The sequence below is a fragment of the Bacillus sp. AFS088145 genome, from assembly GCF_002564465.1.
Taxonomy (GTDB): domain Bacteria; phylum Bacillota; class Bacilli; order Bacillales; family Bacillaceae_G; genus Gottfriedia.
The window spans coordinates 49348-74961 of record NZ_NUUX01000039.1; the positions used below are offsets into that span (position 1 = coordinate 49348).

The 25614-nt window shown below is 31.8% G+C and carries 23 protein-coding genes and 2 pseudogenes; 3 read left to right on the forward strand and 22 right to left on the reverse strand.

The genetic code is table 11. The features are described 5' to 3' along the window. Positions 1-53: 53 nt before the first annotated feature. From COI44_RS19660 to COI44_RS19700, 9 genes are all read right to left on the reverse strand, one after another. A complete protein-coding gene (locus COI44_RS19660; RefSeq protein ID WP_098429450.1) occupies positions 54-962 on the reverse strand; it encodes an aminoglycoside phosphotransferase family protein in 909 nt (302 codons plus the stop codon). 174 nt (positions 963-1136) lie between these two features. Further along, positions 1137-1604: an NUDIX domain-containing protein gene (locus COI44_RS19665; protein WP_098429451.1), complete on the reverse strand. Its 468-nt coding sequence runs from the start codon at positions 1602-1604 to the stop codon at positions 1137-1139. A 157-nt stretch (positions 1605-1761) separates the two neighbouring features. Next, entirely contained in the window at positions 1762-2925 is a 1164-nt protein-coding gene (locus COI44_RS19670; protein ID WP_098429452.1) for an acetylornithine transaminase, read from the reverse strand. Next, positions 2918-3688, reverse strand: coding sequence for an acetylglutamate kinase (gene argB / locus COI44_RS19675; RefSeq protein ID WP_098429453.1), 771 nt, complete (start codon positions 3686-3688; stop codon positions 2918-2920). The genes COI44_RS19670 and argB overlap by 8 nt, the downstream gene beginning before the upstream one ends. A 14-nt stretch (positions 3689-3702) precedes the next feature. Next, entirely contained in the window at positions 3703-4926 is a 1224-nt protein-coding gene (argJ, locus tag COI44_RS19680) for a bifunctional ornithine acetyltransferase/N-acetylglutamate synthase (protein WP_098429454.1), read from the reverse strand. 13 nt (positions 4927-4939) lie between these two features. Further along, positions 4940-5971: an N-acetyl-gamma-glutamyl-phosphate reductase gene (gene argC / locus COI44_RS19685; protein ID WP_098429455.1), complete on the reverse strand. Its 1032-nt coding sequence runs from the start codon at positions 5969-5971 to the stop codon at positions 4940-4942. A gap of 180 nt (positions 5972-6151) precedes the next feature. Continuing rightward, a complete protein-coding gene (locus tag COI44_RS19690) occupies positions 6152-7372 on the reverse strand; it encodes a phospholipase D-like domain-containing protein (protein ID WP_098429456.1) in 1221 nt (406 codons plus the stop codon). Between the two features lie 197 nt (positions 7373-7569). After that, positions 7570-8148 (reverse strand): TetR/AcrR family transcriptional regulator, encoded by a 579-nt coding sequence (locus COI44_RS19695; RefSeq protein WP_286164003.1) that lies wholly within the window; start codon positions 8146-8148, stop codon positions 7570-7572. Positions 8149-8177: 29 nt separating this feature from the next. Continuing rightward, positions 8178-9209: an alpha/beta fold hydrolase gene (locus COI44_RS19700; protein WP_098429458.1), complete on the reverse strand. Its 1032-nt coding sequence runs from the start codon at positions 9207-9209 to the stop codon at positions 8178-8180. A gap of 410 nt (positions 9210-9619) precedes the next feature. Here COI44_RS19700 and COI44_RS19705 point away from each other — a divergent pair, with 410 nt between their 5' ends. Next, positions 9620-10462, forward strand: a complete 843-nt coding sequence (locus tag COI44_RS19705) for a hypothetical protein (RefSeq protein WP_098429459.1) — start codon at positions 9620-9622, stop codon at positions 10460-10462. 329 nt (positions 10463-10791) lie between these two features. Here the strand turns inward: COI44_RS19705 and COI44_RS19710 are convergent, their stop codons facing one another. The 3 genes and pseudogenes from COI44_RS19710 to COI44_RS19725 form a co-directional block, all read right to left on the reverse strand. Next, positions 10792-11049 carry a hypothetical protein gene (locus COI44_RS19710; RefSeq protein WP_098429460.1) on the reverse strand — a complete coding sequence of 86 codons (258 nt, stop codon included), beginning with the start codon at positions 11047-11049 and terminating at the stop codon, positions 10792-10794. Between the two features lie 136 nt (positions 11050-11185). Beyond that, a pseudogene (locus tag COI44_RS24730) lies at positions 11186-11848 on the reverse strand (DUF4085 family protein). 180 nt (positions 11849-12028) lie between these two features. Further along, positions 12029-12454 (reverse strand): SRPBCC family protein, encoded by a 426-nt coding sequence (locus COI44_RS19725; protein ID WP_098429463.1) that lies wholly within the window; start codon positions 12452-12454, stop codon positions 12029-12031. A 225-nt stretch (positions 12455-12679) separates the two neighbouring features. On the opposite strand from COI44_RS19725, the gene COI44_RS24305 reads away from it, so the two are divergent. Continuing rightward, a complete protein-coding gene (locus tag COI44_RS24305) occupies positions 12680-12856 on the forward strand; it encodes a hypothetical protein (RefSeq protein WP_179887196.1) in 177 nt (58 codons plus the stop codon). A gap of 892 nt (positions 12857-13748) precedes the next feature. On the opposite strand, the gene COI44_RS19730 is transcribed toward COI44_RS24305, so the two are convergent. From COI44_RS19730 to COI44_RS19760, 7 genes and pseudogenes are all read right to left on the reverse strand, one after another. Then, positions 13749-13961: a hypothetical protein gene (locus COI44_RS19730; RefSeq protein WP_098429464.1), complete on the reverse strand. Its 213-nt coding sequence runs from the start codon at positions 13959-13961 to the stop codon at positions 13749-13751. Positions 13962-14138: 177 nt separating this feature from the next. Further along, positions 14139-14562: pseudogene (locus COI44_RS19735) on the reverse strand (SMI1/KNR4 family protein). A gap of 130 nt (positions 14563-14692) precedes the next feature. After that, entirely contained in the window at positions 14693-15463 is a 771-nt protein-coding gene (locus tag COI44_RS19740; RefSeq protein WP_098429465.1) for a 3-hydroxyacyl-CoA dehydrogenase, read from the reverse strand. 30 nt (positions 15464-15493) lie between these two features. Continuing rightward, positions 15494-16645 carry a thiolase family protein gene (locus tag COI44_RS19745; RefSeq protein WP_098429466.1) on the reverse strand — a complete coding sequence of 384 codons (1152 nt, stop codon included), beginning with the start codon at positions 16643-16645 and terminating at the stop codon, positions 15494-15496. A gap of 29 nt (positions 16646-16674) precedes the next feature. Then, positions 16675-17823, reverse strand: coding sequence for an acyl-CoA dehydrogenase family protein (locus COI44_RS19750; protein ID WP_098429467.1), 1149 nt, complete (start codon positions 17821-17823; stop codon positions 16675-16677). Positions 17824-18009: 186 nt separating this feature from the next. Beyond that, positions 18010-19014, reverse strand: a complete 1005-nt coding sequence (locus COI44_RS19755; RefSeq protein ID WP_098429468.1) for a zinc-dependent alcohol dehydrogenase family protein — start codon at positions 19012-19014, stop codon at positions 18010-18012. Positions 19015-20258: 1244 nt separating this feature from the next. Further along, positions 20259-21107, reverse strand: coding sequence for a DegV family protein (locus COI44_RS19760; protein WP_179887197.1), 849 nt, complete (start codon positions 21105-21107; stop codon positions 20259-20261). Positions 21108-21419: 312 nt separating this feature from the next. Between COI44_RS19760 and COI44_RS24735 the strand changes: the two genes are divergently transcribed. Further along, positions 21420-22439 carry a barstar family protein gene (locus COI44_RS24735; RefSeq protein WP_286164005.1) on the forward strand — a complete coding sequence of 340 codons (1020 nt, stop codon included), beginning with the start codon at positions 21420-21422 and terminating at the stop codon, positions 22437-22439. Between the two features lie 160 nt (positions 22440-22599). Here the strand turns inward: COI44_RS24735 and leuD are convergent, their stop codons facing one another. From leuD to leuB, 3 genes are read right to left on the reverse strand one after another with little or no spacing between them, the layout of a single operon-like run. Further along, positions 22600-23175, reverse strand: a complete 576-nt coding sequence (leuD, locus tag COI44_RS19770; RefSeq protein ID WP_098429470.1) for a 3-isopropylmalate dehydratase small subunit — start codon at positions 23173-23175, stop codon at positions 22600-22602. Beyond that, positions 23153-24547 (reverse strand): 3-isopropylmalate dehydratase large subunit, encoded by a 1395-nt coding sequence (gene leuC, locus COI44_RS19775; protein WP_098429471.1) that lies wholly within the window; start codon positions 24545-24547, stop codon positions 23153-23155. The genes leuD and leuC overlap by 23 nt, the downstream gene beginning before the upstream one ends. Next, positions 24544-25611: a 3-isopropylmalate dehydrogenase gene (gene leuB, locus COI44_RS19780; RefSeq protein WP_098429472.1), complete on the reverse strand. Its 1068-nt coding sequence runs from the start codon at positions 25609-25611 to the stop codon at positions 24544-24546. The genes leuC and leuB overlap by 4 nt, the downstream gene beginning before the upstream one ends. Between the last annotated feature and the right edge of the window lie 3 nt (positions 25612-25614).

The window sequence follows — 25614 nt, forward strand, 5'->3', positions numbered from 1 at the left end:
AAGAAAATCAAATATCTACTCTAACCGATCCTACTATTTCAGCCAATAAAAAACTAATAAAATTTTGTATGTAAATCTTTAAAAACATTTATAGCCTGAAAAAAATATTCATTATAAGTTCCTTCATCTTCTAAACTCCAACAAGTTGATAATACAGCATGCGAATAACCCCACAGGAGTACTCTTTCTTTATTTAGATCTAATTCTTTTACTAGTAGTTCAATTCGATTTTCTAGAGTCGTAGAAATATCTTTTCCTTCTAAGTTGTTCAAAAGAAACTGAATGATGTCATATTCTCTTTCGCCTATTAATCCTTTTGGGTCAATTACTTTCCATGAGCTTTCTCCGGCATTTAATATATTATAATGATGTAAGTCCCCGTGAAGTAAGTATTTTGTAGATTGTGTACAATTCATTTCCTTAAAAATAGTATACGCATCTAATAGCATTTCTTTTGAAATAGGGCCTAAGCCATTGGGAAATTTTTCAACAATTCGACTTAAGCTATTTTCACTACTTAATATGGAAGGTATTCTAGTGGATTTAGGTGCGGCTTTCCATAAATTTTTCATCACTTTGACGGCTATGCCCATTGCCTCTTGTTCATTTTCAATCGTAGCAAGAGTATCACCAGGCAAAAGTTGTTCTAAAATTAGGATCCCTTCATTAAGATCGAAATCTATAACTTTAACAAAATCTTTATTTTTAAACTCTCTTAATGCTTCAACCTCACTATTAAATTCCTCATTTGGGACTGCGAGTTTAATCACTGCGTTTTTTTGACCATCAATTAAAATTGGCGCTACAAAATTATATGATAATGCAAATGGAGAGAATATTTTCATATTCCATCGAATTTCACTTCTATTACATAAGTCATCAAAATTTCTGAGCCATATCTCTCCTTTTTCTTTATGGATATCTTTAATGGTTTTTATAAACTGATCTGGAAGAGCTATCATTTAATCATCCTTTTCTATAAAGAATTGTTTTTAATGTTTGAAGTTTCTAAAAAATGTAGAGTTGAACTGAAGTACAATTGCTTTTTGTATAAGTAGAAAAATTGACTCCCTCACTTATTTTTAAAATCACTTTGAGAAACTCAACTTCCGTTAGATGAAAGATGGAGAGAATAATCAAATTAGTTGTTCTTTTAATTTGTACTCTTCAATTAATCGATTATTTTGGTACTTACCTTTTGCATATTGAATAATTTGATCTTTAATATTTGGATATAAGATGATATTGTCTAAATCATTAATTGATACCCATTTTACGCCAGTTTGATTTGGATCTGGATTTGGTGGCATCGTAGGAATTGAGTTTTCTTTAATATGACAACGAAACATTAAACTTAATCCATGTATTCTATGACCGGTCATATGAGGTGCATTTTCTGAAACAAATACTAGTTCCCCAACCTCAACTTCTACACCTGCTTCTTCAAATGCTTCTCTTTTTACAGCTTCAATAATTGTCTCACCAGGTTCGGTACCGCCAGCTGGTAAATTATAGTGAATTCCGGCCTCATCTGTAAATTGAATAAATAAAACTGAATCATCTTCAACAATTAAAGCACATGCTCTTACACGAATATGATACATCCCCTAGCTCCTCCCCCAATAAAAGTGATTATTCCATTATCTAAAAAATAAATTCAACTTTCAATCTATTTTTACGAATCAAGCAGAAAGACCTAAATAATAAAAAGGCATCATGGTATATGTCCATGAATGCCTTCTAGTCAAAATATACTATCCATCATTTAACTTGGCTATCTAAAAAATAAGAAGAAAGAACTTGTTTCATTATTTGGATTGCTTCATCTATTTCTTCGTATGATAAATTGATCGGCGGTAATAATCTTAATACATTAGTTCCTGCAGTACCAACGATTAAACCATTCTTTAAAAATTGCTCCACTAGTTGATTCACAGATAGATTTAACTCGATACCAACCATTAACCCTTTCCCGCGTATTTCTACTATTTGCGGAAACTCTTCTTTTATTTCAGCTAATTTATCAAATAAATACTGTCCTTTTTCTTTTACACTATTTAAAAATTGTAACTCATTAATAAGATTGATTGTTTCAAAAGAAGCCGCCATTGCTAAATAATTTCCGCCAAAAGTTGAACCATGCGCTCCTAACGAGAATGTGTTTGCTAGCTTGTTCTTACCGAGCATTGCGCCAACTGGAAAACCATTCCCTAAACCTTTTGCTAGCGTAATAATATCTGGATTTAATGGAGTTTGTTCATAGGCAAACATTGTTCCTGTTCTGCCCACTCCGGTTTGTACTTCATCAACAATGAGTAATAATTCATGTTTTTTACAAAGAACTTGAATCCCTTCAAAAAAGTCATTATTACCAACGATTACACCACCTTCACCTTGGATTACCTCCAAAATAATTGCTCCAGTATTTTCATTAATTTCATTTTGTAAAGCATTCAAATCATTATATGGTACATATGTAAAACCACTTAACATTTCACCGTATCCTTCATGAATTTTAGACTGACCTGTAGCAGCCATTGATCCAAATGTACGTCCATGAAAGCTTTGTTTAAAACTGATTATATGAGATTTACCTGAATGTTTTCTAGCTAATTTTATAGCTGCCTCATTCGCTTCTGTCCCACTATTACAGAAAAATACTAAACCATCCTTAAAGCTTTTTACTAAAACTTTAGCTAGCTCTTCTTGTTTTTTTATTGTAAATAAATTTGATACGTGCCAAATTGATTCTACTTGTTCTTTTAGTGCATTTACAACTTTTGGATGACAATGACCTAAGTTACAAACAGCAATTCCACTTAAAAAATCTAGATATTTGTTATTTTCGTCATCATATAGGTAAGTACCTTTTCCGTTTTGAAAATTAATATTTTTTTTATTATAAGTTGGAAATAAATTACTCACTTAACACAACTCCTTTTGTAAATACTGTACCGTTAATCGTTCCATTTTCATTTAAGAAATTCTCACCAACAATCGCCACTGAATTTACTATATTTAATGCATTTAAGGCACTCGTAACTTTCGGAATCATTCCACCATAAATAGTTTTTTCATCAATTAATTTATCAACTTCACTAGGCGTAATCTTTTCAATCAATTTTTGTTCTAGATCTAAAACACCACTTGTATTTGTAATAAAGCAGAGTAATTCCGCATTCATTGCCTTGGCAATACTTTTTGCTGCTTCGTCTGCGTTAATATTATATTTTTGGCCAATTTTATCCACCCCGACAGGTGAAATAACAGGTACAAAATCATTATTAAGTAGTAAATTTAATAGATTCGTATTTACATCCTCAATTTCTCCAACCCAACCTAATTTTCCCTTATTATAAAGTGAAGCTTCAAGTAATAGATTGTCACATCCTGATAGTCCAATAGCTTTAATATTATATTGATTACAAATAATCGTTAAATCTTTATTGATTTTTCCATTTAGGACATATTCTACAATTTCTAAAACTTCCGATGACGTCTTACGAATGCCGTCTTCCATTTCAACTGGAATTGAAAACTTTAATAATAAGTTATTTATAAGTGGTCCCCCTCCATGTACAAGGATGACTTTTTTACCACTCATTTTTAATTGATTTATATTTTCAAAGAATGTATTTGATAGGTTATGGATTAAACTACCACCAAGTTTAATAACTACTGTTTCCACTGTTTAATTCCCCCTTATGTGCGATAGCTTGCATTTATTTTCACATAATCATAAGTTAAATCGCAGCCCCATGCAGTACCAAGTGTATCTCCTTCGTGTAAATGGACATCAATATAAATAATCTCATTTTTCAAAGCAATTTTAGCCTCTTCTTCATTAAATTCAACTGGTTTGCTACCAAATAATACTGTTACACCATTAATGGAAATATCGATTTGATTAAATTTACCTTCGACCCCGCTATATCCAATCGCACCAATAATTCTTCCCCAGTTAGCGTCTTCTCCATAAACAGCTGTTTTTACTAAATTTGATCCGACGATCGTTTTAGCAATTTGATTTGCATTTTTTTGGCTTGAAGCTCCATTTACATTTACTTCAATTAACTTAGTTGCCCCTTCACCATCTCTTGCAATCTTTTTAGCCAAGTCTCCACAAACTAATTGAAATGCAGCTACAAAATTAGCCCAATCTGGATGACTTTCAGTTAATTCCTCATGTTCAACTGTCCCATTTGCCATTACTAAAACCATATCATTTGTTGAAGTATCTCCATCAACTGTAATTTGGTTAAATGTCTTATCTGTCACTTCTTTTAGTAAACTTTGTAACTGACCAGAACTAATCGTAGCGTCAGTTGTCACAAAACCAAGCATAGTTGCCATATTTGGATGAATCATTCCAGAACCTTTAGCAGACCCAGCAACTGTTACGATCTTTCCGTCAATCAATACTTCATAACAAGTAGTTTTTATAACAGTATCTGTCGTTAAGATTGCGTGACCGAAATCTTCTCCATCTTCCGACTTATTACCGAGCGTTAATTTGTCGATACCGCTTTTTAATCGATCCATTTTTAAATATTCACCGATTACACCAGTCGATGCGATTGCGACTAAATGTTCAGGTAAATTAAGATGCTCAGCACACCATGTTCTCATTAAATAGGCATCCTCTTCTCCTTTTTTACCTGTACATGCATTTGCACAACCACTATTTACTAAAACTGCTTGAAGCTTATTACTATATGAGATACTCTGTTTTGTTATCGCAATTGGTGCTGCTGGAAATAAATTTAATGTATAAACTGCCGCAACTGATGCTGGCTTCTCAGAATAAATTAACCCTAAATCTTTACGTTTATAACGTAGTCCAGCATGAACTCCACTAGCATAAAAACCATTTGGTGATGTAATTGTTCCATTTATTTTTTTTATATTCTTTTCTTTTGTTATCAACTTTTATCTCTCCTTATGGAAATATTGGTGTAAATTGTAAACCTGTTTCATCCGACAAACCTAACATTAAATTCATATTCTGAATTGCCTGCCCGGCCGCTCCCTTAACAAGGTTATCTATGACAGAAACGATTGTAATTCGATTGGTACGTTTGTCGTAAGTAGCATATAAATCACAAAAATTTGAACCATAAACATCTTTAGTACAAGGTACTCCGTCTCTTACTCTCACAAAATAGGAATCTTCATAACTTTGGTTATAGATTTCTTTTAATTCTTCGTTACTAATTTCACGTGTTGACGTAGCATAAATTGTTGACAAAATCCCCCTTGTCATTGGAACTAAATGTGGTGTAAAAGTTATAAAATCCTGTGTTGAATCAATTGATCCAATAAATTGTTCAATTTCAGGTATATGTTGATGTTCAGTAATTTTATAGGCTGTTAGATTTTCATTTCGATTCATAAATTGAGTTGTTTGATTTGCCGTTTTACCAGCTCCAGAAATTCCAGATTTAGCATCTACTATAATTGAATTTTTCGCTACAATTCCTGCCTTTAATAACGGCGCGACTCCTAGTAGTGTCGCTGTTGGATAACATCCTGGATTAGCAATATTATTGGATTGTTTGATCGCTTCTCGATTAAGTTCAGATAGTCCGTATGTAAATTGATTCGTTTTTGAAAAACAAGGATGTGTATGTTTATACCATTTTTGGTATGTTTCTTCTTTTTTTAATCGAAAATCTCCAGATAGATCAATTAATTTTGTTTTCGAAAAATCGATTTCTTCCATTAATTCACTGCTAACTCCATGTGGTGTAGCAAAAAACAAAATATCATTTTCTGAAACAGATTTATTTTTATTCCACTTTTTTATTGCCCCACTAGTACTAGTAGCTAAATGTGGATAATACGTAGACAAATCTTCCGTATAATCTGATGTTGAATAAAAATTCATACCGCTTATTTCCGGATGCATTGATAGTAATCTTACGAGTTCAAGACCACCATATCCGGTTGCCCCCATAATACCAACTTTCATTTTAATATCCCCTTTTATAAAATTATATTCTTCATTATAAATATGAATAAATATAAAATCAATTGTATTTTTATAAATATTTGAAAATAAAAAAAAGATTAACCAATTTTCTTGATTAATCTTTCATTATTTTTTCATTGTATTCTTTAAATAAAAATAACGTACAACTAGTTTTTTACCCTATAAATAAAACTCAAATACTTTCGCTATTTTTTCTTTTATTTTTTCCTTAAAAGGTAAATTTTTAATATAAGTAGGCGTAATTTGAAAAGCATGATTAAATACATCAGCTAATTCTGGTTCTACCTGTTTGATAAATTGTTGATCATATATATAACAATTCAATTCATCCGTTAAATGAAATGACCTCGAATCAAAATTTGTTGTACCAATCATTAGTACTTTATCATCAATTTTAATTACTTTACCGTGAAAAATACCTTTTTTAAACCCATAGACTTTTATATTATTTTTCCAAGCTTTCTTTATATATGGAAATGCTGCTTGTTGTACTAGAAGTGCATCTGACTTATGAGAATATAGTATTTTTACTTCAATTCCTCTATTTGCTGCATCTAATAATGTATCCCATATCACTTTATTATTCGGTATAAAATATGGAGAATAAATTGTTATAGAATGTTTTGCTTGTTTAAACAATTTACTATATTCTTGCTCAATTCCTATTTTAGTATATGAAACAAATTGATGCTGACTTCTCCCAATTTTTTTACTGATCTGCATCTGTGTAATTTTTTGGTTTGAATTTTTTCTCCAATCATGTACAAATTGTTTTTCTAAGCCTTCAACACCACTACCTACTAATCTAAGCTGAACATCTTCCCACGGTTTTAATCCTTTTTTTTCATCTATATACTTTTTACCTATATTAAACCCACCAATATAGCCAATTTCCCCATCAATAATCGTCATTCGACGATGATTTCTGTTATTTATCGATGCAAAAAAATAGGATAATTGCGGTTTATTAAAATAGGTAAAATGTACTCCATGGTCGATTAATGATTTTCTTTCTTTCCGTTCTAATAAAATTCCACCAAGTCGATCAACACCATAATAAACTGGAATTCCTTCATCACTCTTCTTTTTTAAAACATCTAAAAATTCATGTGAAACACGATCATTAGAAATCGAAAAAAAGTAGATATGCACTTCCTTTTTTGCATTCCTAATATCATGAAATAATTGGTTATTTAACTTCCTTCCGTTCGTAAAAATCGACAAATCACTATGTCCCATTGGATAAGTTATTGGCTTTTCAGTAAAAATATTCTTTTTTTGAGCATTCTCCATTTCAATCTCATTTAAAGCAAATAATATGACCAATAGTGAAAATAGGAGTACTAAAGTTTTAAAAATGAATTTTAATATTTTTTTCATAGATTCCTCTTACATAGTCTGGCATAAGAGTATTTTTTGAATAAAATGACTTAAATATCCATATTTATTTTAATTATGGAATTTTTTTTCGTTTAGATTCAGTTAGACTAAAAAGTTGATTTTTGGAATTAAATAAAAGGCTGTCTAATTAGACAACCTTGTAAAAATCTTATTACTGAGAATTTTTATTTCACCAATTAAGCCTTTAACATTTTCATCAAAAAATCAGCAGCTGGTAAACCGAATTTATTATCAACTAAATCTTGAATAGTTAAACTATTTATCACATTGAAATACCAAACTAATATTTTTCGTGGATCTTCCTTTAAGAATTCACCACTTTCTTGTCCTTTTATAAATATAGGAATTAGTAAATCAATTAAATAATTAGGTGAATATTTTGATAATAATTCAGTCACTTTTTCTGGTACTTCGGTGTTTTTCCTCGCTTGTTGGATCATCATAAATGCATACTTATGATTTTCGTCTAACATTTTTTCAGTTAATAATTCTAATAGTTGGTAAGGAGTTCCTTGGAAAAACTGCAATGAACTTAACTCACTTTGAGACTCAATCATTAAACCTTCAATAATTTGAAAAAACAATTCTGCCTTTGATTGAAAATGGCGAAAAATTAAACCTTCACTAACATTTGCTTCAGTTGCAATTACACTTGTTTTCGTATTTTTATAGCCATTCAATGCAAATATTTTCAATGCAGATTGTTTTATAAGCACCTTTCTATCAGTTTGTTGATTAGGATCTCTTGGTAACAACTTACTCACTCCAATTTATACATTCTTACTTAATTATTAATTGCTAATGGTCTTACTCTATTTATTAATTCTTGTAAAAACTGCTCAGGTCTAGCAAAGCAAGCTAAATGACCAGCGTTATTTATATAAATAAACTCTTTTAAAGGTGCTTCGATTTCTTTTAAAAATCGTTCTGCATTTTTGGTAGGGGTAATAATATCATTGTCTCCTTGAAAAATAAAGAAAGGTATTGAAAATACTGTTCCTAACCGTCCATAATTAAAATTCATTAGTTCGTTAAACAATTGTTCACCCGAAAATTTCATCCCTTTAAAAATATCGAATAAATCGTGTATATTATGTCGTGGTGATGAAAGCATTGAAGGTAAAATAAGGTCCATTACCATATTAGGAACATTTTTTATAGATTTTACTAAGATCTGATTTCTTCTATAAAAATCTTTAAGTGTCCATTTCGATTGATCTGGTCCTAGTTCTTTCAACTTCTTGATTCCTTTCGTATTCCCTGCATCAGACAAGGCATCAATGGCCAATTGGTATGCAATATTTTCATAATCAAAACAGTTTTGATCAGTCCCTACATACGCGAAAAAAAGATTTGGTCTTTCCTTAATCATTAATGTAGCTATAAGACTACCGACGGAACTTCCAACCAATATAATTTTATCTTTCTCAAGATCATTACAAATAAGATTACTTAATTCAATTCCATCTTCTGCCAACTGGTGTAATGTAATTTTACCACAGCCTTCTTTCTCATTCTTTTTAAACGTTTTTCCTGCACCACGTTGATCCCATTGAACAATAGTAAAATGCTTTTCCCAAGGACGTATTAAAGAACTAAAAATAGTATATGTTGAGGCAGGACCACCATGAATCAATAAAAGAACAGGATTTCTTCTATCTTCTCCTCGGATTGAAATCCATTGATCAATCCCTCCAATCGTTACATACTTTTCTTCGTTAATCAAATATTCAGTATTAATTTCTAACTTCTTTTCATTTTTTCTTTGATTAAATTTACGAAAAAAGATATCGGGTAAAATATTGGATTTTGTCATTTAGAGTTTTTCCTTTCTAAATTTTATTAGTGAGTGAGTTACTCACTTATATCATATTATGCATCTTGCTCTGTCAATTCTACTTATGGGATATCAAAAAAGGTCGGAGAACATTTAATCCCATATCTAACTTAAGCTATTTATTTGTTAGTACAATTATGTTTGTTTATTTACCTTAACTGATATTTTGTTTCAAAAAAAAACGACTAAAAAGTCGGTCAAATTGTGCAACTAAGTATTTCTTAGTTCAATAAAATTTATTAAGAAGTTATCTAGTTAATTCCCCAAAATAGACTAATCCTCATTTTTCTTATAAAGGATACCTTTTATTTCCAAATTTTTAATAGCAATTTTATCTAAAAAATAACACAAAATAGATATATTCTAAACATCGGAGTTGACATATAGTTGTGAAAAAAGTATTTTTTATTGTAATCTTGTCCCTTTCATTAATTTGCTTTGCAGATTTTACTTACGCTAAGACAGACAAACCAGTACTCACCCCAATTAGCTTTCAAATAGAAATTCAGGATTGGGAAGCTGTTAACAAAATAATCCCAAAATACTCGTTGTTCACTGTAATCGATGTGGAAAGCGGCAAAAGCTTTAATGTTCAAAGAAGAGCTGGTAGTAGGCATGCAGATGTGCAGCCTTTAACAAGAGATGATACAAGGATAATGAAGGAAATATACGACGGGAACTGGAGTTGGAGAAGAAGGGCTGTATTAATTTTAGCTGATGATAACCTAATTCCTGCTTCCATGCACGGAATGCCACATGGTGCAGGTTCGCTTCCAAACGGTTTCTGTGGTCATTTTTGCATTCATTTTATGGGAAGCACGACACATCGGACAGGTAAAGCAGACTTTTCCCATCATTTGATGATCCTTAAAGCTGCTGGGAAGATTAATGAATATATGAATAACCTTCCACCGTCCCAACTGCTAAATGTTTTATTCGTAACGATTAAAAACAGAGATAAAGGCTTGGTTAAAAATATTGCCATAAGTAATCAAAAAAATATTAAAAAAGAGCTTAAGAAAATAGAAAAAATTGAAGCTATACAGTGGACTTTGCCCCAAACAAAGAAATCAGGGCCATCCTCTTTAGCAACTGAAATCCCAGTTGAGGTTATTCTTTTTATAAAAAATAAAGGTCGGTTAAGGACCAAACTTTCTTTTACCTTGGTGAGAACGTCACCGATTTCTCCTTGGAAAGTGAATATCGACCCTTTGTTTTCAAGTATTAACTAGGATGAGACAATTAGAAGGGCTACCTTAGTAGCCCTTCTAATTAATGCATATGTATTCCTTAAAGTTCTGTACTTTTATATATTACTAAAATCTTGAATACTGTTCTAAATATAGAAATAACTAACGAGATTATTAGCAACCAAAAGTAAAAATCGTAATCATGTTCTGACCATATTGAAACAATCACAAAGGTAAATAATAAAATAGCTCCTATACTTTTTCATTCGTATGTTACTATAGACTTTAATTTATTCATTGTTGATTCCCCTTTTTTTCCTCAACAAGTTATTCCATTTTACCGTGTGCTTTACTTCTCTCATTAAAAAAACTTAGCTAATGATCTTTAACTTTTGTTTTTTCCTTAAAAATTCAACTAATGCTAAAATCGATAGGCCTATTATTACCGTTATGATATGAAAAACCCATTTCTTTTCATCAGGAATATTGTCTTTTATAATCCCATAACCTGCTATAAATGAATTTGAACCAATAAAATAGTTCATTCCATTACCAATTAATATGTACTTTCTATAAAAATAATAAGATGCAAATATAAAAAATACAAAAAATAATATATCAAAAATCACAATTTTTCTCCCTATTTAATTGAGTATTTTTAAAGTCGTTTTATTTAATTTAATTTTTGTAATGTGTTATTTCAATTAGAACTTTCTTTATATGTTTTATTACATATTTTCTGTACTTCGATTATACCATTTTTTTCTAATGATTCTTTCCTTCGACTACTATATCTTCAGCTACAATCTTAAATTCTATAAACGGAATGTCGAATAGGACATGAAGTTCAAAGCCTGATTTTGCTGGATAAACTTCATCGTAAAGCCAAAAACCACCTTTAATATTCTCAGGCATAATTATTTCATTAACTCCCAAAATAGTAAGTTTGATTTCAGAAAAATCATTAAATCCCCCTTCGCAATCTAAATTAATAACAAATGTATCGGTTGTAGGATTTTCAATAGATTTTACATTTTAATCATGTAATGAAATCTCATTTAATTTTACAATGTTTAATGGAAGTAAATCTTTACTCGAGTTATAGATTGATAGATACTCTTTATCCATATCCTCCATTTGCTGGTTGTATTCGTCCTTCCAATTATTAATCATATTTCTAAGTTTTTCCGATGGATACGATGTATTCAATGATCCATCATTAATATATTGATGGAACGGCTCAGGAAGAAATTTTAGCAAATCATTTTTTAAAATTTCTAAGTCTTCTTTACGGTTTTTAATATAATCTCTTCCATACGATTCAAAATTCTTAATAGATTCATCCCATTCTTCTTTTGTTTCTGGAAAGGACAAGAAGAAACCATATACTTGCATTTTGTTGTACCAGTCTTTTGAATAATATTTCATTTATTTAATCTCCATTTCGCAGAAAAGTCTCATTAAAGTTTTGAGGATTTTTGCTTACTACATTGAATTTCAGATACTAAAATAAAAAAAGCCATAAATTGTTGCTCATGATCTTCAACTATAAGCGTGATAAGTCAAAAAAAGAGAATGATTCAAAATCATCATTCTCTTTATATCTATTTATATGTTTGTTTGTTCTGCATATTTTTTAAAATTGTCTAGAATTGCTTGCCATCCTTGTTGTTGAAACTCAACAGGATTAGTTGTTTCAGGATCGAATGTTTCAATTACTTCCGTTTCGTTTCCTTTACCATTAAATGTGATATTAACCTTTCTTCCATCACCTAGAGTATATGCGATAACCTCATATTTTTTTACTTCATCATAAGTCCCACCAAAGTCGAAACCAAAACTGCCATCTTTTGCTTCCATTCTTGAACAGAATTCTCCGCCAACTCGTAAGTCATTTACTGCAAATGGTGTATGCCAGTCGACTGAAGGACTATTCCATTTTTTAATATGTTCAGGTTCTGTCCAAAATTCCCATACTTTTTCGATTGATGCACTAATAGTTGCTTTTACAGTTACTTTTTTAAAAGTTTCCATTTCAATACCGCCTCTCTTGATTCCAATATTTATTAAGTTAATCAATAATTGTGGCTAACTATATTGTATACGTTTTCAATAAATCATTCTATCTATTCATTTTTTTCTTTTCTATCAATGTTTTTAGACTACCAAAACAGGTTTAATTTTTTTAATAAAATATATAATTTAATGGGTAAAATATAAAGAGTTTATCAGAGAAATGCAAAGAAAGGATGGATGAAGATGGAGAATTTAGAAAAAAACTCCCCTAAAACAAGCATTAATTGTCCAAACTGTAATTCAAACGTTTCCATTAAAGAAGAAAATTCAAATATTAGTGACGAAATTCAAGAACATTATTTATATGAGTGCCCAAATTGTGGAAAACCAGACCTTTTTTATAATAAGAAGGAATTTTAAAAACGACTCTTATGAGTCGTTTTTTCAAAATAAACATAAAAGGAAAGGAACTGCACTGTCCTTTTAATAATTGATCTTTATCAGCTATTCAATAGGTGAACAAGGACTTTTAATTAATCTCCTACTGCAACAACTTGTTTTCCTGTTTCTAATGCATTTAAGCAGAGTACCTTTATGGTGATCCTACTAATTTTGCAATAAGATCTGGAAAGGGGTATTTCCATTTATTTTCCATCCTCACTCCCCCCCCTAACATGAACAATAAAAGCATAGTAAACTCAGTTATTCTAGTAAAAATTGATTAGATTCTAGAATTAAAAACCATTGAAAACAAAATAAATGCACACCAAAAGCCATGGAATAACAGGATGCATCCATTTTGAAAACAAATTTATAATCAAAAAACAGAATAATAAAATCAAAAAAGAAGAATACCTGTGATAAATCAATTCAATACCAGCAATAATCACTGGTACAAAAATTATCCCTACCAGTAATTCAGCTAGATCATATCGTCTAGGATTTTTTTAGAAATCCAATTTCCATACTTCTTTAATAAAGACATTTTCTCAACACCTCAAATTTTATTATTCGCTGTTTACTTATAGTAAAGTACTGTATTTTTGATTCATCGGGATTATATGAATCAATTTTGAATCTTAATGCGAATAGGGCATTAAACAATAAATAAATACCTACCAATGAAATAGAAATTAATTTATAATCTCCTATTAACTAACAATTTATCATTTATTAAACCTTCCTTTTACAACTGAACAGTCATTTACTAGAATAAAAAAAAGCTACCGAAGCAGCTTTAGGTTGTTCAACTAATGCACTTCACTAGTTGAAAAAGAATTTAGATTTTAATAAAGCTTAATATTAATTTCATTCAATTTTTTTCATTTTCATCAGTATTAAATAAATCAGATAAAGGATTTTGGATTGAATTGAAATATGTTGAAAACATATTAAGAATCCCTACAACGAATAAGATCCAACCAAAGCCTCTCAGTATAATAGGTCCAACAAAATTAGTAAAATAAGTTAGCGTTACAATTAATAGACCAAATATTATGTACATTGCACTGACTGGATTTTTCATCTTTACTTCTCCTAAATGTATATGTAATTTGAATTTTATTTTATCATAAAGTAAAAAAATGGTAATCAATCAAAAGACTCATGAAAAACAGCAACTCCCATTGGTACTATTCTGCCATTGACTTAAAACAAAAAAACCAAGATTAGCAGTTTATGAACTTCACATGCGTTAGATCAATTAAATGCTTATTGTCCCCTCACTCCACCATATTAAGAATTCCTCCAAATAAGGAGCAATCCATGTACGACTATCATCTTCATGATTCCAAACAAATATATTATTACTTTGAATGTCTCCATTTACAATAGAGAAACCGAATAAGTCACCATTACCTGCATCACCAAAAAATAATAAACAGTCGAAAGGCATGTACGTATCCTTAAAGACTTCGTCAGTTCTTCGATCAACATTTTCTTCTATTATTTGTCGACCAAATTCTAACACCTTCAACATCAATCCCATTAGTTTCTTTTAGAAAGTTGACTAGTTCGTTCGGTAGTTCAAGATTAAATTTAATTTGAATTTCTTCTATCTGTTTTTGAGTTGCTGACTCATTAAATTCAGCTTCTTCAGAAATATTTTTTATTAAGTCTTTCCACATAGATTTCATACCTTCCCATACAAATTTTATTCCAAATTATAACATTGCTTCTTTCACTCAATTGCCTTTGAAAACAAAAAAAGCAGGAGAACAAGTTTATTCCCTGCTCTTCCTGCCTCTGATGTCATTCTTATTTTGGCTGCATACGAATTGCACCGTCTAAACGGATAACTTCACCATTTAACATTGGATTTTCAACAATGCTTTTTGCTAAGTGTGCGTATTCTGATGGCTTACCTAGACGGGATGGGAATGGAACCATATTTCCTAATGATTCTCTAGCTTTTTCTGGTAATACATCAAACATTGGTGTTTCAAATATTCCAGGAGCAATACTCATCACTCTGATGCCGTATCTTGATAAATCCCTAGCAATTGGTAATGTCATTCCAGCTACTGCACTTTTTGATGCACCGTAAGCTGCTTGCCCCATTTGGCCATCAAATGCTGCTACTGAAGCGGTGTTAATAATAACACCTCTTTCACCAAATTCATTTGGTTCATTGTTAATCATTTGTTCAGCTGCTAAACGAATAACGTTAAATGTACCAACTAAGTTTACATTTATGATTTTTTGGAAAGATTCTAATGAATGAATTCCGTCTCTTTTAATTACTTTTTCAGCTAAAACAATACCTGCGCAGTTTACTACTGTATTGATTGAACCATATTTAGTTAAAACATTTGCAATAGAATTTTTTACGCTTTCCTCTGAAGATACATCTGTTTTTTCAAAACAAACATTGTCTTCACCCAATTCAGAAATTAAGCTAGCAGCTCTTTCTTCATTTAAATCGAAAATAGCAGCCTTCCCACCATTTTCTACGATCATTTTAACTGTACCTGCACCTAGACCTGATGCTCCACCTGTAACGATTGCTATACTATCACGAATATTCATTTTTTTAATCCCCCAGTTTGTTGTTGGTTATTAATTTAATCTCTCAATAATCGTTGCATTTGCCATACCATGGCCTTCACAGATCGCTTGTAATCCATAGCGTCCGCCTGTTTTCTCTAAAGCATTACACAAAGTAACCATAACCCTTGCACCACTTGCACCAAGTGGGTGACCTAACGCGATCGCTCCACCGAATATATTTAATTTTTCAAATGGTACATTTAATTCTTTTTGCCAGGCTAAAGGAACTGCGGCAAATGCTTCATTTATTTCAAACAAATCGATTTGATCGATAGTTAAACCACATTTATGTAGAACTTTTTGAGTTGCTTGAATTGGCCCTGTTAACATTAATTGGGGGTCTGATCCTACAACCGTTCTCCCAATAATTCGAAACTTTGGCTTAAATCCTAATTGATGAGCTCTTTCTTTACTCATTAAAAGTAATCCTGCCGCTCCATCACTAATTTGACTTGCATTTCCAGCAGTAACCGAACCATTTTCAGTAAATGCTGGTCTTAAAGTAGATAATTTCTCAATAGAAGAGTTTTCTCTCGGTCCTTCATCTTTCGTAACTTTAACAAGCTCACCTTCTTGATTCGTAACAGAAACTGCAACAATTTCGTCTTCAAAATAGCCTTGTTTCATTGCTTTTAATGCTTTTTGATGGCTATTATACGCAAATTCATCTTGTTCACTTCGACTGATATTCCACTTTTCATTTATGCGTTCTGCTGAGATTCCTTGGTTAAAGTCACCAAATTTATTCGTTAGTTTTTCATTCCATTTTGAACCTTTTAAATTTGAAAACATTGGTACACGTGTCATACTTTCTACACCAGCTGCAATGACAATGTCCATATCTCCACTTAAAATGGCTTGTGATGCAAAATGGACAGATTGTTGACTTGATCCGCATTGTCGGTCAATTGTAACTCCAGGCACTTCAATTGGTAGACCTGCTAATAAAGCAGCAACTCTACCAATATCACCAGCCTGTTCACCAATTTGAGTAACGCAGCCCATAATCACATCATCTATTTCTTTTGGATCAAATTCATTTCGACTTACTAATTCCTTTAGTACAATTGCAGCTAAGTCATCAGGTCTTGTTTCGCTAAAGCTGCCGCCTCTTTTACCAATAGGTGTTCTTAAAGCATCAACAATAACTACGTCTCTCATAAATTTAATCCTCCAATTTTAAGTCTAGATTAATTTAATCCCATTTGTTTTGCGATAATAGTCTTCATAATTTCATTTGTCCCTGCGTAAATTGACATGATCTGAATATCTCTGAAACGTCTAGCAATCTCGTATTCTTCCATATATCCATATCCACCATGTAATTGAAGACACTCTGAAGCTACTTTTTTACCTAAATCTGTAATCCACCATTTTGCCATTGATACTTGTTTAACAACATTTACGCCTTCCATATGCTTATAAATTAAGTCCTCAATGAACGTACGACCAATTTCAATTTCAGTAGCCAATTCTACAAGTTTAAATTGAGTATTTTGGAACCCAGCAATTGATTTTCCAAATGCTTTTCTACTTTTCACATACTCAGTTGTCACTTTTAGCATTTCTTCAGCTGATACTAATGCTTCTAAAGCAACTACTAATCTTTCTTGCTGTAATTTTTCCATTAAGTAATAGAAGCCTTTTCCTTCTTCTCCTAATAAATTCTTTACAGGTACTTTAGCATCTTGGAAAATTAATTCAGCCGTATCTTGGCTATGAAGTCCTACTTTATTCAATTTCTTCCCTCTAGAAAACCCAACTGTATCTTTTTCGACAACTAGCAAGCTTATTCCTTTATGAGCAGGTCGAATTGTTGTATCAGTTTTAACTGCAATAATAATAAGGTCTGAATGAATACCATTCGTAATAAACGTTTTCTCACCGTTAACGATATAGTATTCCCCTTCTTTTACCGCAGTTGTTTTAATATTTGCTAAATCTGATCCAGCACCTGGTTCAGTCATGGCAACTGCACTAATATATTCACCTGAGATACATTTAGGCAACCATTCCATTTTTTGCTCTTCATTTGCATAAGCAGTCAAATAAGGTACAACAATATCATTGTGTAATGCTACACCAACTAAACTTGAACCAACTTTCTCAAGTTCCTCTATAATAATGACTGAATAGCCAAAGTCTACACCTAAACCACCATATTTTTCGTCAACATATGGACACAAAAATCCTTCATTTCCTAATTTATACCAGAATTCTCTAGGAATCATTTTGTTTTGTTCCCACTCTTCATAGAATGGTACAGCTTCTTTTTGTAAGAACTTTCTAAGAGCCGTGCGGAAGATTTCATGTTCTCTAGTTAAGTAAGAATGTTTCATAATAAGCCCCCCAAAATATTTAATCACTTTGTTAAAACGCTTACAATACTCAAAATACTAAATTTTTTAAATATTACATTTGTAATAATCATATGATGTTAATTGTAATTTATCAAGGAGCAAAAAAAAAAGAACTGAATAGTTCAGTTCTTTTGAATGAAGACATGCATGTAAAAATAATACAAATTAACCAATTTTCACTGTAATCTTACCAAAATTATTTCCTTCACCCATTCGTTGTAATGCACTAATGACATCCGTAAATTCAAATGATTGATCTATAATTGGTTTAATTTTATGTTCTTCAAAAAATGCTAACATTTGTTCAAACTCTCTTGGACTTCCCATCGTTGTCCCTCTAATGTCCATATTTTTAAAGAATACTTTTGGTAATACTGTTTGAGGAACTGGTCCATTTGTCGCACCGAATGATACGATTCTTCCACCTTGAGCAGTCAAATCAATTAATCGATTAAATGATTCTCCACCAACTCCATCGATTGTAAGATTTACAAATCCAAATTCTTTACGTAGTTTTTTATACCAATCATTTTCTCGATAATTAAAACCAGCAGTCGCACCCATCTCAATTGCCTTTTCAATTTTTTCATTGCTACTAGATGTTACTAGTACTTTTGACCCGAATGCAACAGCAATTTGTAATGCATATAATGCTACACCACTACCAATACCTGGAATCAATACCGTATCATTCTTTTGTAATTGACCACGTGTCATTAATGCTCTATATGCAGTAAGGGCAGCTAATGGAATTGCTGCAGCTTCTTCCCATGACAAGTACGCAGGTTTTTTATAAACATTTTCAACTGGTAGTTTAATAAATTCAGCAAATGTACCATTTGAGGGCATTCCAAGTACAGTGAATTCATCGGAATTGATATCGTCACGAGCTCCCCAGTTTAAACTCGGGTTCATGATAACTTCATCACCTACAGTAAACCCCGTTACTTCTTCTCCAATAGCTTCAATAACTCCGGCACCGTCAGATCCTAAAATTCCATCTAATTTCATCCCTGGATACATACCGTGAGTTATAAAAAAGTCACGTCTATTTAATGATGCTGCCTTTAACTTAATGACTACTTCATTCGGATGAACAGTACCAATCTCAACATTTTCCAATTTTAGTGACTCTGGCCCTTTAGTGTCTCTTAAAATATAAGCTTTCAATTACATCACTCCTATTCATGAAAGAATTTAAATATGTAAAAAGACGATTATTAAATCTTACTCAATTCTATTTTACCAAAAAAGTTAAATACGGTTTAGTAAAATGATTAGGTAGGAAAGATTGTGGGGGAAAATAGGAGGTGGATTCTGGGGTTTATTTATTATAGTTTATGAGTTTTAGCAAGGATTATAGATTTTAATAGGATGTTGTTTTACTTTATCGATTAGTTATGTGTTTTATTATTTATATAAATGCGGTACGTGAAATTCCTACTTAATGTCGTGGTTAGAATCTGTAAACAAAATGGATCGATATTCATAAAAAACTGGACATTATTTGCAAAAATACTCCTATTTTGGTTCTAATTGAAATCATTTTATAAAAGATTCTATAGATTTTAAGCTTTTTTTGAACGATGCATATAGATTGGCGCATCTTTTGTTTGCAGTTTTAACAATTTTCTTTGCAGTTTAGGTAGTTTTGTTTGCACTTTTGACGTTTTTATTTGCAGTTGGTGAACCACTCCCACCACTTAGCTAATGCTTGAAGTGGGGGCTTCTCGATTCCGTGACGAAAGCAACCTTTCATCTCCACGAGCGTTACTTCCCACAGTTCCTGCGGTAGATGTCCAACGAATGGAGGTTCTTTCTTTACCTTAGTTATTTTACCAGTGGAAGGGTGACGGGCTTGGTTTTCGCACTATGTCTTATTTGTCCACTGAACCTTATATAACTACTTATCAAAGAACAATTCATAAGAATATCATAGGATATAACCATATGTTTTTCGATCGAAAAAAGGCAATTCATCTCCCCCCTACCGTTGGACTAAAGTTCTTCACACGCTTGAGGAAGAAGACTTCTTGCCTGATTATGTCAAAAACCAATCCACCAATAGTCCTTAATTACACAATATTATCACCCTATTTTTTCGAACGTTCTTTCCTATTGAAATAGTGGTAACTTAAACTTCTATCCTACTAAAATTAATTTCCACAGGAATAATCTACTGTATTCAAAATAGAAGTGTTTTTCTGTTTAATAATTACAAATTTTCTGATATTTTTACACTTCACTTTGTCAAAAGTTGTTTTATCATCAATAAACATGTCTCTTTATAAGTAACAGAAATATGTTCTTATTTCCTTTTAAACTACTTTTTATTATATCCATATATTTTTTAATTTGAAAGTTTTACTAAACAAAAAAAACTCTCACCACTTAGAGAGTCGAAATGAATTTTCTTAATTAGCTAGAAAAAAGATTCCTATTGCACTAGGACCAGTGTGTACGCCGACTGCTGAACCAACTGCGTTTTCTATTATCTGATCACTACCTATTAGTTCTTTTAATTGTTTAATAAATTGTTCGGTGGAATTATCTTTTACCCCATATACAACACCAATATTTTTACTAAGTTCATCTTTTCGGATCTTCATTAATTCTAGCATGCGATTTAATGCTTTTTTTCGACCTCGTACCTTTTCAAGTGGTTTAAATTTTCCTTCGCTTACTTCCATAATCGGATTTATATTTAGCATGCCACCTAAAAATCCGGCAAACTTACCAACACGACCGCCACGTATTAAATATTGGAGATCTTCTATCGTAAAAATATGTTGGATCTTATTTATATTGTGATTTAATTGTTTCATTAGATTCTCAAATGATTCATTTTTATTTAAGCCTTCTATTAACTCCAGTACTAATACGCAAATTCCTAGTGAAACTGATCTAGTATCGATAATATGAATAGAGGCATTTGGATTGTTTTCTAAAATATCTAGTTTTACTAATTGTGCAAAATTGTACGTACCTGATAAGTCACCAGAACAAGTAAGATAGACACAATTTTGATCTGTACTACACGAGACTAAAGTTTGATAAATTGCATCGTAAGAAGGTAAGGACGAAGTAAAGTTCTCTCCATTTTTCATTCTTTGCATTAACTCATGTGATTGTAAATTTACTCCATCAAGATACTCTTTTTCTAATTGGTCATAAACTCTTAATGGAATAACTGAAATATCGTATTTCTTCAATAGATCAGTAGGAAGATCAGAAGAGCTATCAACAATAATTTTTAGGTTCAATTTAATCACCTCTCTCTAGTTAATAATGCATTTAATCTTATTAAACAATAATCCAAATATTCAAACAACTATTTTTCATTTAAGTTAATTTTATCGACAAAAATAAAATTAATTTTACGAAAAGTACATTAAAAATTTTCTTGTTCTACAACATGGTAGTTTAATTGAATAAGAATGTCTGAATTTCTATGAATAAAAAGCGAATTCCAATAAAATAATTAGTAAAATTGATTAGCATTTCTAAAATTATGAATTATTTCGCTTTTAATTTTATGGTAAAATGGAATTATATGGAATTTTCGGAGGTTTCTAGTGGAATTAAATGCAGAAGGAAAATCAGAGAAAATACCGATTAAGCTTGATTTCGAGCTTTATGGCTCAGAAAAGGAAATGCGCTTGATCAGTAACCAATTGTTTAATCATCAAAAAATATGTGCAAAAGGGATTCTTTACATTGCGTTTACAGTGCTTATATTATCTTTATCAATTTTTACTTTCGTTTGGATAAACGAAGAACAAAATACACAAGAACAATCAATTATTTCTACGCAAATAGCTGATGAATTAAAAAACAAGGAATTAATTACTCCAGAATTGATCAAAAATATAGAAAGTTTAATAGAAAGTACCGATCATATTTCTGAAATTAGCATAATCAGTTCGATGAAAATTAGGAATGAAGGAATAAATTTGACTTCTTATAATGCTGAAAACATGGAGCCAGAATTTCATTATAAAAGAATTGTATGGTCCCCTAAATGGTTAGTTCCTGACTTTTTCTCTAGCGGAAATAGAGATAGTGAATGGTATATCGAAATGAAAAATAGGACTTTTAGTACATTTGCAAGATCAGTTTTAATAGTAGGCTTATCAATCTATTTAACCTTATTCACTATATGGACAACGAAAAATACATACCAACATAAAAGCATAAATATTGGATGGATTTTTCTATTTGCTTTATTTAATGTGTTAGGATATTTAGTTTATCGATATCAATTTGTCATTAGAAAGTTTTATACTGATTTTCTAAAAGAATTTAGCAGATCAGAAGAAAAAAGTATAACGATTGATGTATCGTTAATTAACAACAGTCACGAATTGCATCAAGTATTGAAAGAAAAACTATCATTTCCAGATACATATAGTGAAGGTTGGGATGACTTTTGGGATATAATTACATGTCAAGTTGAGTTACCTAAGAAACTTCAATTTATTGGTTGGTCAGAATTAGAGCGAAAACTACCAGATGATTCAAAAATTATGATCGAGTACCTTCTTGAACATAACCAGGAATTTCCCGATTGGCATTGTCATTTTATATGCAACTAACGAGTTTTTAGAAGTACAGTCAAATTATGCAGTGCTTTAATATTCTACTTAACTAAATTTTTTAAAAAACAGGCTTATTTATTCCCTTGCTTTCACACGAAACCAGATAAAAAAGAAGTGTCTTATAAGTATACAGCTTATAAGACACTTCCTATTTTAGTTATGCGTGTAATTTTTCATATTTTTCAATGTCATTTTCATATTTCATCGTAATCGAAATATCATCTAAGCCATTTAGTAACTTTTCTTTCCAAACAGGATCGATTGCAAAATCAAAGTCCCCAAATATTGTTTTAACGACTTGTTTTTCTAAATCCACTTCAATTTCTTGGTTCCCACTTAATGTAGATAATTGTGAGCGAATCTCATCTTTTAAGACAATCGGTAGCATGCCATTTTTTATACAGTTATTATAAAAAATATCTGCGAAACTACCTGCAATAATAATTGTAAATCCATAATCATTTAACGCCCAAGGTGCGTGTTCTCTAGATGAACCGCAACCAAAATTATTTCCACTTATTAAGATTGAAGCATTTTTTCGATCCTCATTATTTAATGAAAAAGATTGATTAGGTGTTCGATCATCATGATATCGCCATTCATCAAATAAAAACTCTCCAAAGCCAGTTCGTTCTATTCGCTTTAAATATTGTTTTGGAATAATTTGGTCTGTGTCGATATTATCTAACATAATTGATACAGTTGTGCCTTTATGCGTACGTAACGGTTTCATTTGCTTGCTCCTTTCGAATATCAATAAAATGACCATGTACTGCAGCAGCCGCTGCCATTACCGGACTTACTAAATGTGTTCTTGCTCCTTTACCTTGTCTTCCTTCAAAGTTTCGGTTTGAAGTAGATGCACAATGTTCTCCAGCTGGCACTTGGTCTGGATTCATTGCTAGACACATTGAACAACCAGCTTCCCTCCATTCAAATCCTGCTTCGATAAAGACTTTATGTAGTCCTTTTGCCATCGCTGCATTACGAACCTTTTTTGATCCTGGAACAACTAATGCACGCACATCAGATTTTACTTTCTTTCCTTTTAGATAATTTGCTGCTTCCTCTAAATCTGACAATCTAGAATTTGTACATGAACCGATAAATACATGTTGTACCGGAATCTCATTAGGTGTGATTTCTGGCTTTAATCCCATATATTCATAAGCTCGTTCGTAGTTCTCATCCTTGGCTTTTGGAAGGACTTCATCAATTCTTACGCCCATTCCAGGATTTGTTCCCCACGTTACGTAAGGTGCAAGGGTTGCTACATCCACTTCGATTGTTTTATCAAATGTCGCTCCCTCTTCTGTATATAATTTCTTCCACTCTACTAATTTTTCATCATATGAATTTACCGTATATTTTCGACCTTTTAAATAATCGAATGTTTTTTGATCAGGAGCAACTAATCCTGCTTTTGCTCCTCCTTCAATCGCCATATTACATAAAGTCATACGCTCTTCCATTGACATATTTGCAATTGCTTCACCATAAAACTCAATGACATATCCAGTTCCCATTGATACACCATAAGTTGCTAGTAAATGAAGAATGATATCTTTCGCATATACGCCTTTTGGAAGCTTACCTTCAAGTTTTACACCCATCGATTTCGGCTTAACTTGCCATAAAGTTTGTGTTGCTAAAACATGTTCAACTTCGCTTGTTCCAATCCCAAAAGCTAAAGCGCCAAAAGCACCGTGGGTAGATGTATGACTATCTCCACAGACAATTGTTTTTCCTGGCTGAGTTAACCCAAGTTCTGGTCCAATTACGTGGACAATGCCTTGATCCTCATCCGTAATATCGGCTAAAGGAATATTAAACTCCTGACAATTATTTCTTAACGTATCCATTTGTTGTTTCGCAATTAAGTCAGTGATGACTAATTGATTTTCTGTTGGTACATTATGATCCATCGTCGCAAATGTTAATTCTGGTCTTCTTACTTTTCGATTGGATAATCTCAATCCTTCGAAAGCTTGCGGAGAAGTTACCTCATGGACTAAGTGTAAATCGATATACAAAAGCTGGGGTTTACCTACTTCACCAGTTACAACATGATTTTGCCAAAGTTTATCAAACAATGTTTGTTTCATCGAATTGTTCCTCCAACTGTTTGAAATTGTAATTCCTTTACTACTTGCTCTGTAAATTCAATCGTTGAACTTTTACCACCTAGGTCACCAGTTAAATAGCCATTATTTATTGAATTAACAATCGCGGACTCAATCGAGTTAGCTTCATGAACTAAGTTAAAATCGCGAAGCATCATCGCCACTGACCTTAATATTGCAATTGGGTTAGCCTTATTTTGTCCAGCGATATCTGGTGCTGAACCGTGAATTGGTTCATATAATGAAGGACCCTTGCCAGATCTACTTGCTGAAGGTAGCATGCCTAATGAACCAGTAATCATGGAAGCTTCATCACTTAAAATATCCCCAAATAAATTTTCAGTAACGATTACATCAAACCTTCTTGGATTTCGAATTAACTCCATCGCTGCTGCATCAACAAGAATATGCTCAACTTCTACTTCTGGATAGTTTGAACTTAATTCAATTACAATTTTCCGCCAAAGTTTACTAGATTCTAATACATTTGCTTTATCAACTGATGTAAGCTTGCCTTTTCTAGTTTTTGCTAGCTCAAATCCATACTTTACAATTCGTTCAATTTCTTCTCTAGTATAGGAAAGAGTATCTGTTGCTTCATTTTCATTATGGAAGCGAGGTTCAGAAAAATAAATTCCGCCTGTTAATTCTCGAACGACGACAAAGCTTACATTTCTTACCTGTTCAGATTTTAAAGGTGAATGATTGACAAGTTCATCATAAACATCGACTGGTCGAATGTTTGCGTATAAATTAAGTGATTTTCTTAACCTTAATAAGCCACTTTCTGGTCGTTCAACACCTTGATCCCATTTTGGTCCACCTACTGCTGCTAATAATACGGCATCCGAATTTAAACAATTATCTAATGTTTCTTTCGGTAATGAAGTGCCTGTTTCATCAATCGCGTGACCGCCGAATAAATTTGTGGAAAAAGTAAAGTCATGTTGATAAGATTGTGCAATCTGTTCTAAAACCTTTACTGCTGAACTCATAATTTCTGGTCCGATTCCGTCTCCTGGAAGACATGCGATGTTTAATTTCATTTT

Coding starts and splice junctions, on each gene's coding strand:
- COI44_RS19665 (WP_098429451.1), bottom strand. CDS start 1,604: ATGTATCATATTCGTGTAAGAGCATGTGCTTTAATTGTTGAAGATGAT.
- COI44_RS19745 (WP_098429466.1), bottom strand. CDS start 16,645: ATGAGAGACGTAGTTATTGTTGATGCTTTAAGAACACCTATTGGTAAA.
- COI44_RS24305 (WP_179887196.1), top strand. CDS start 12,680: ATGGAGAATTTAGAAAAAAACTCCCCTAAAACAAGCATTAATTGTCCA.
- COI44_RS19700 (WP_098429458.1), bottom strand. CDS start 9,209: ATGACAAAATCCAATATTTTACCCGATATCTTTTTTCGTAAATTTAAT.
- leuB (WP_098429472.1), bottom strand. CDS start 25,611: ATGAAATTAAACATCGCATGTCTTCCAGGAGACGGAATCGGACCAGAA.
- COI44_RS19690 (WP_098429456.1), bottom strand. CDS start 7,372: ATGAAAAAAATATTAAAATTCATTTTTAAAACTTTAGTACTCCTATTT.
- leuC (WP_098429471.1), bottom strand. CDS start 24,547: ATGAAACAAACATTGTTTGATAAACTTTGGCAAAATCATGTTGTAACT.
- COI44_RS19730 (WP_098429464.1), bottom strand. CDS start 13,961: ATGAAAAATCCAGTCAGTGCAATGTACATAATATTTGGTCTATTAATT.
- leuD (WP_098429470.1), bottom strand. CDS start 23,175: ATGAAACCGTTACGTACGCATAAAGGCACAACTGTATCAATTATGTTA.
- COI44_RS19725 (WP_098429463.1), bottom strand. CDS start 12,454: ATGGAAACTTTTAAAAAAGTAACTGTAAAAGCAACTATTAGTGCATCA.
- COI44_RS19750 (WP_098429467.1), bottom strand. CDS start 17,823: ATGAAACATTCTTACTTAACTAGAGAACATGAAATCTTCCGCACGGCT.
- COI44_RS19660 (WP_098429450.1), bottom strand. CDS start 962: ATGATAGCTCTTCCAGATCAGTTTATAAAAACCATTAAAGATATCCAT.
- argC (WP_098429455.1), bottom strand. CDS start 5,971: ATGAAAGTTGGTATTATGGGGGCAACCGGATATGGTGGTCTTGAACTC.
- COI44_RS19740 (WP_098429465.1), bottom strand. CDS start 15,463: ATGAATATTCGTGATAGTATAGCAATCGTTACAGGTGGAGCATCAGGT.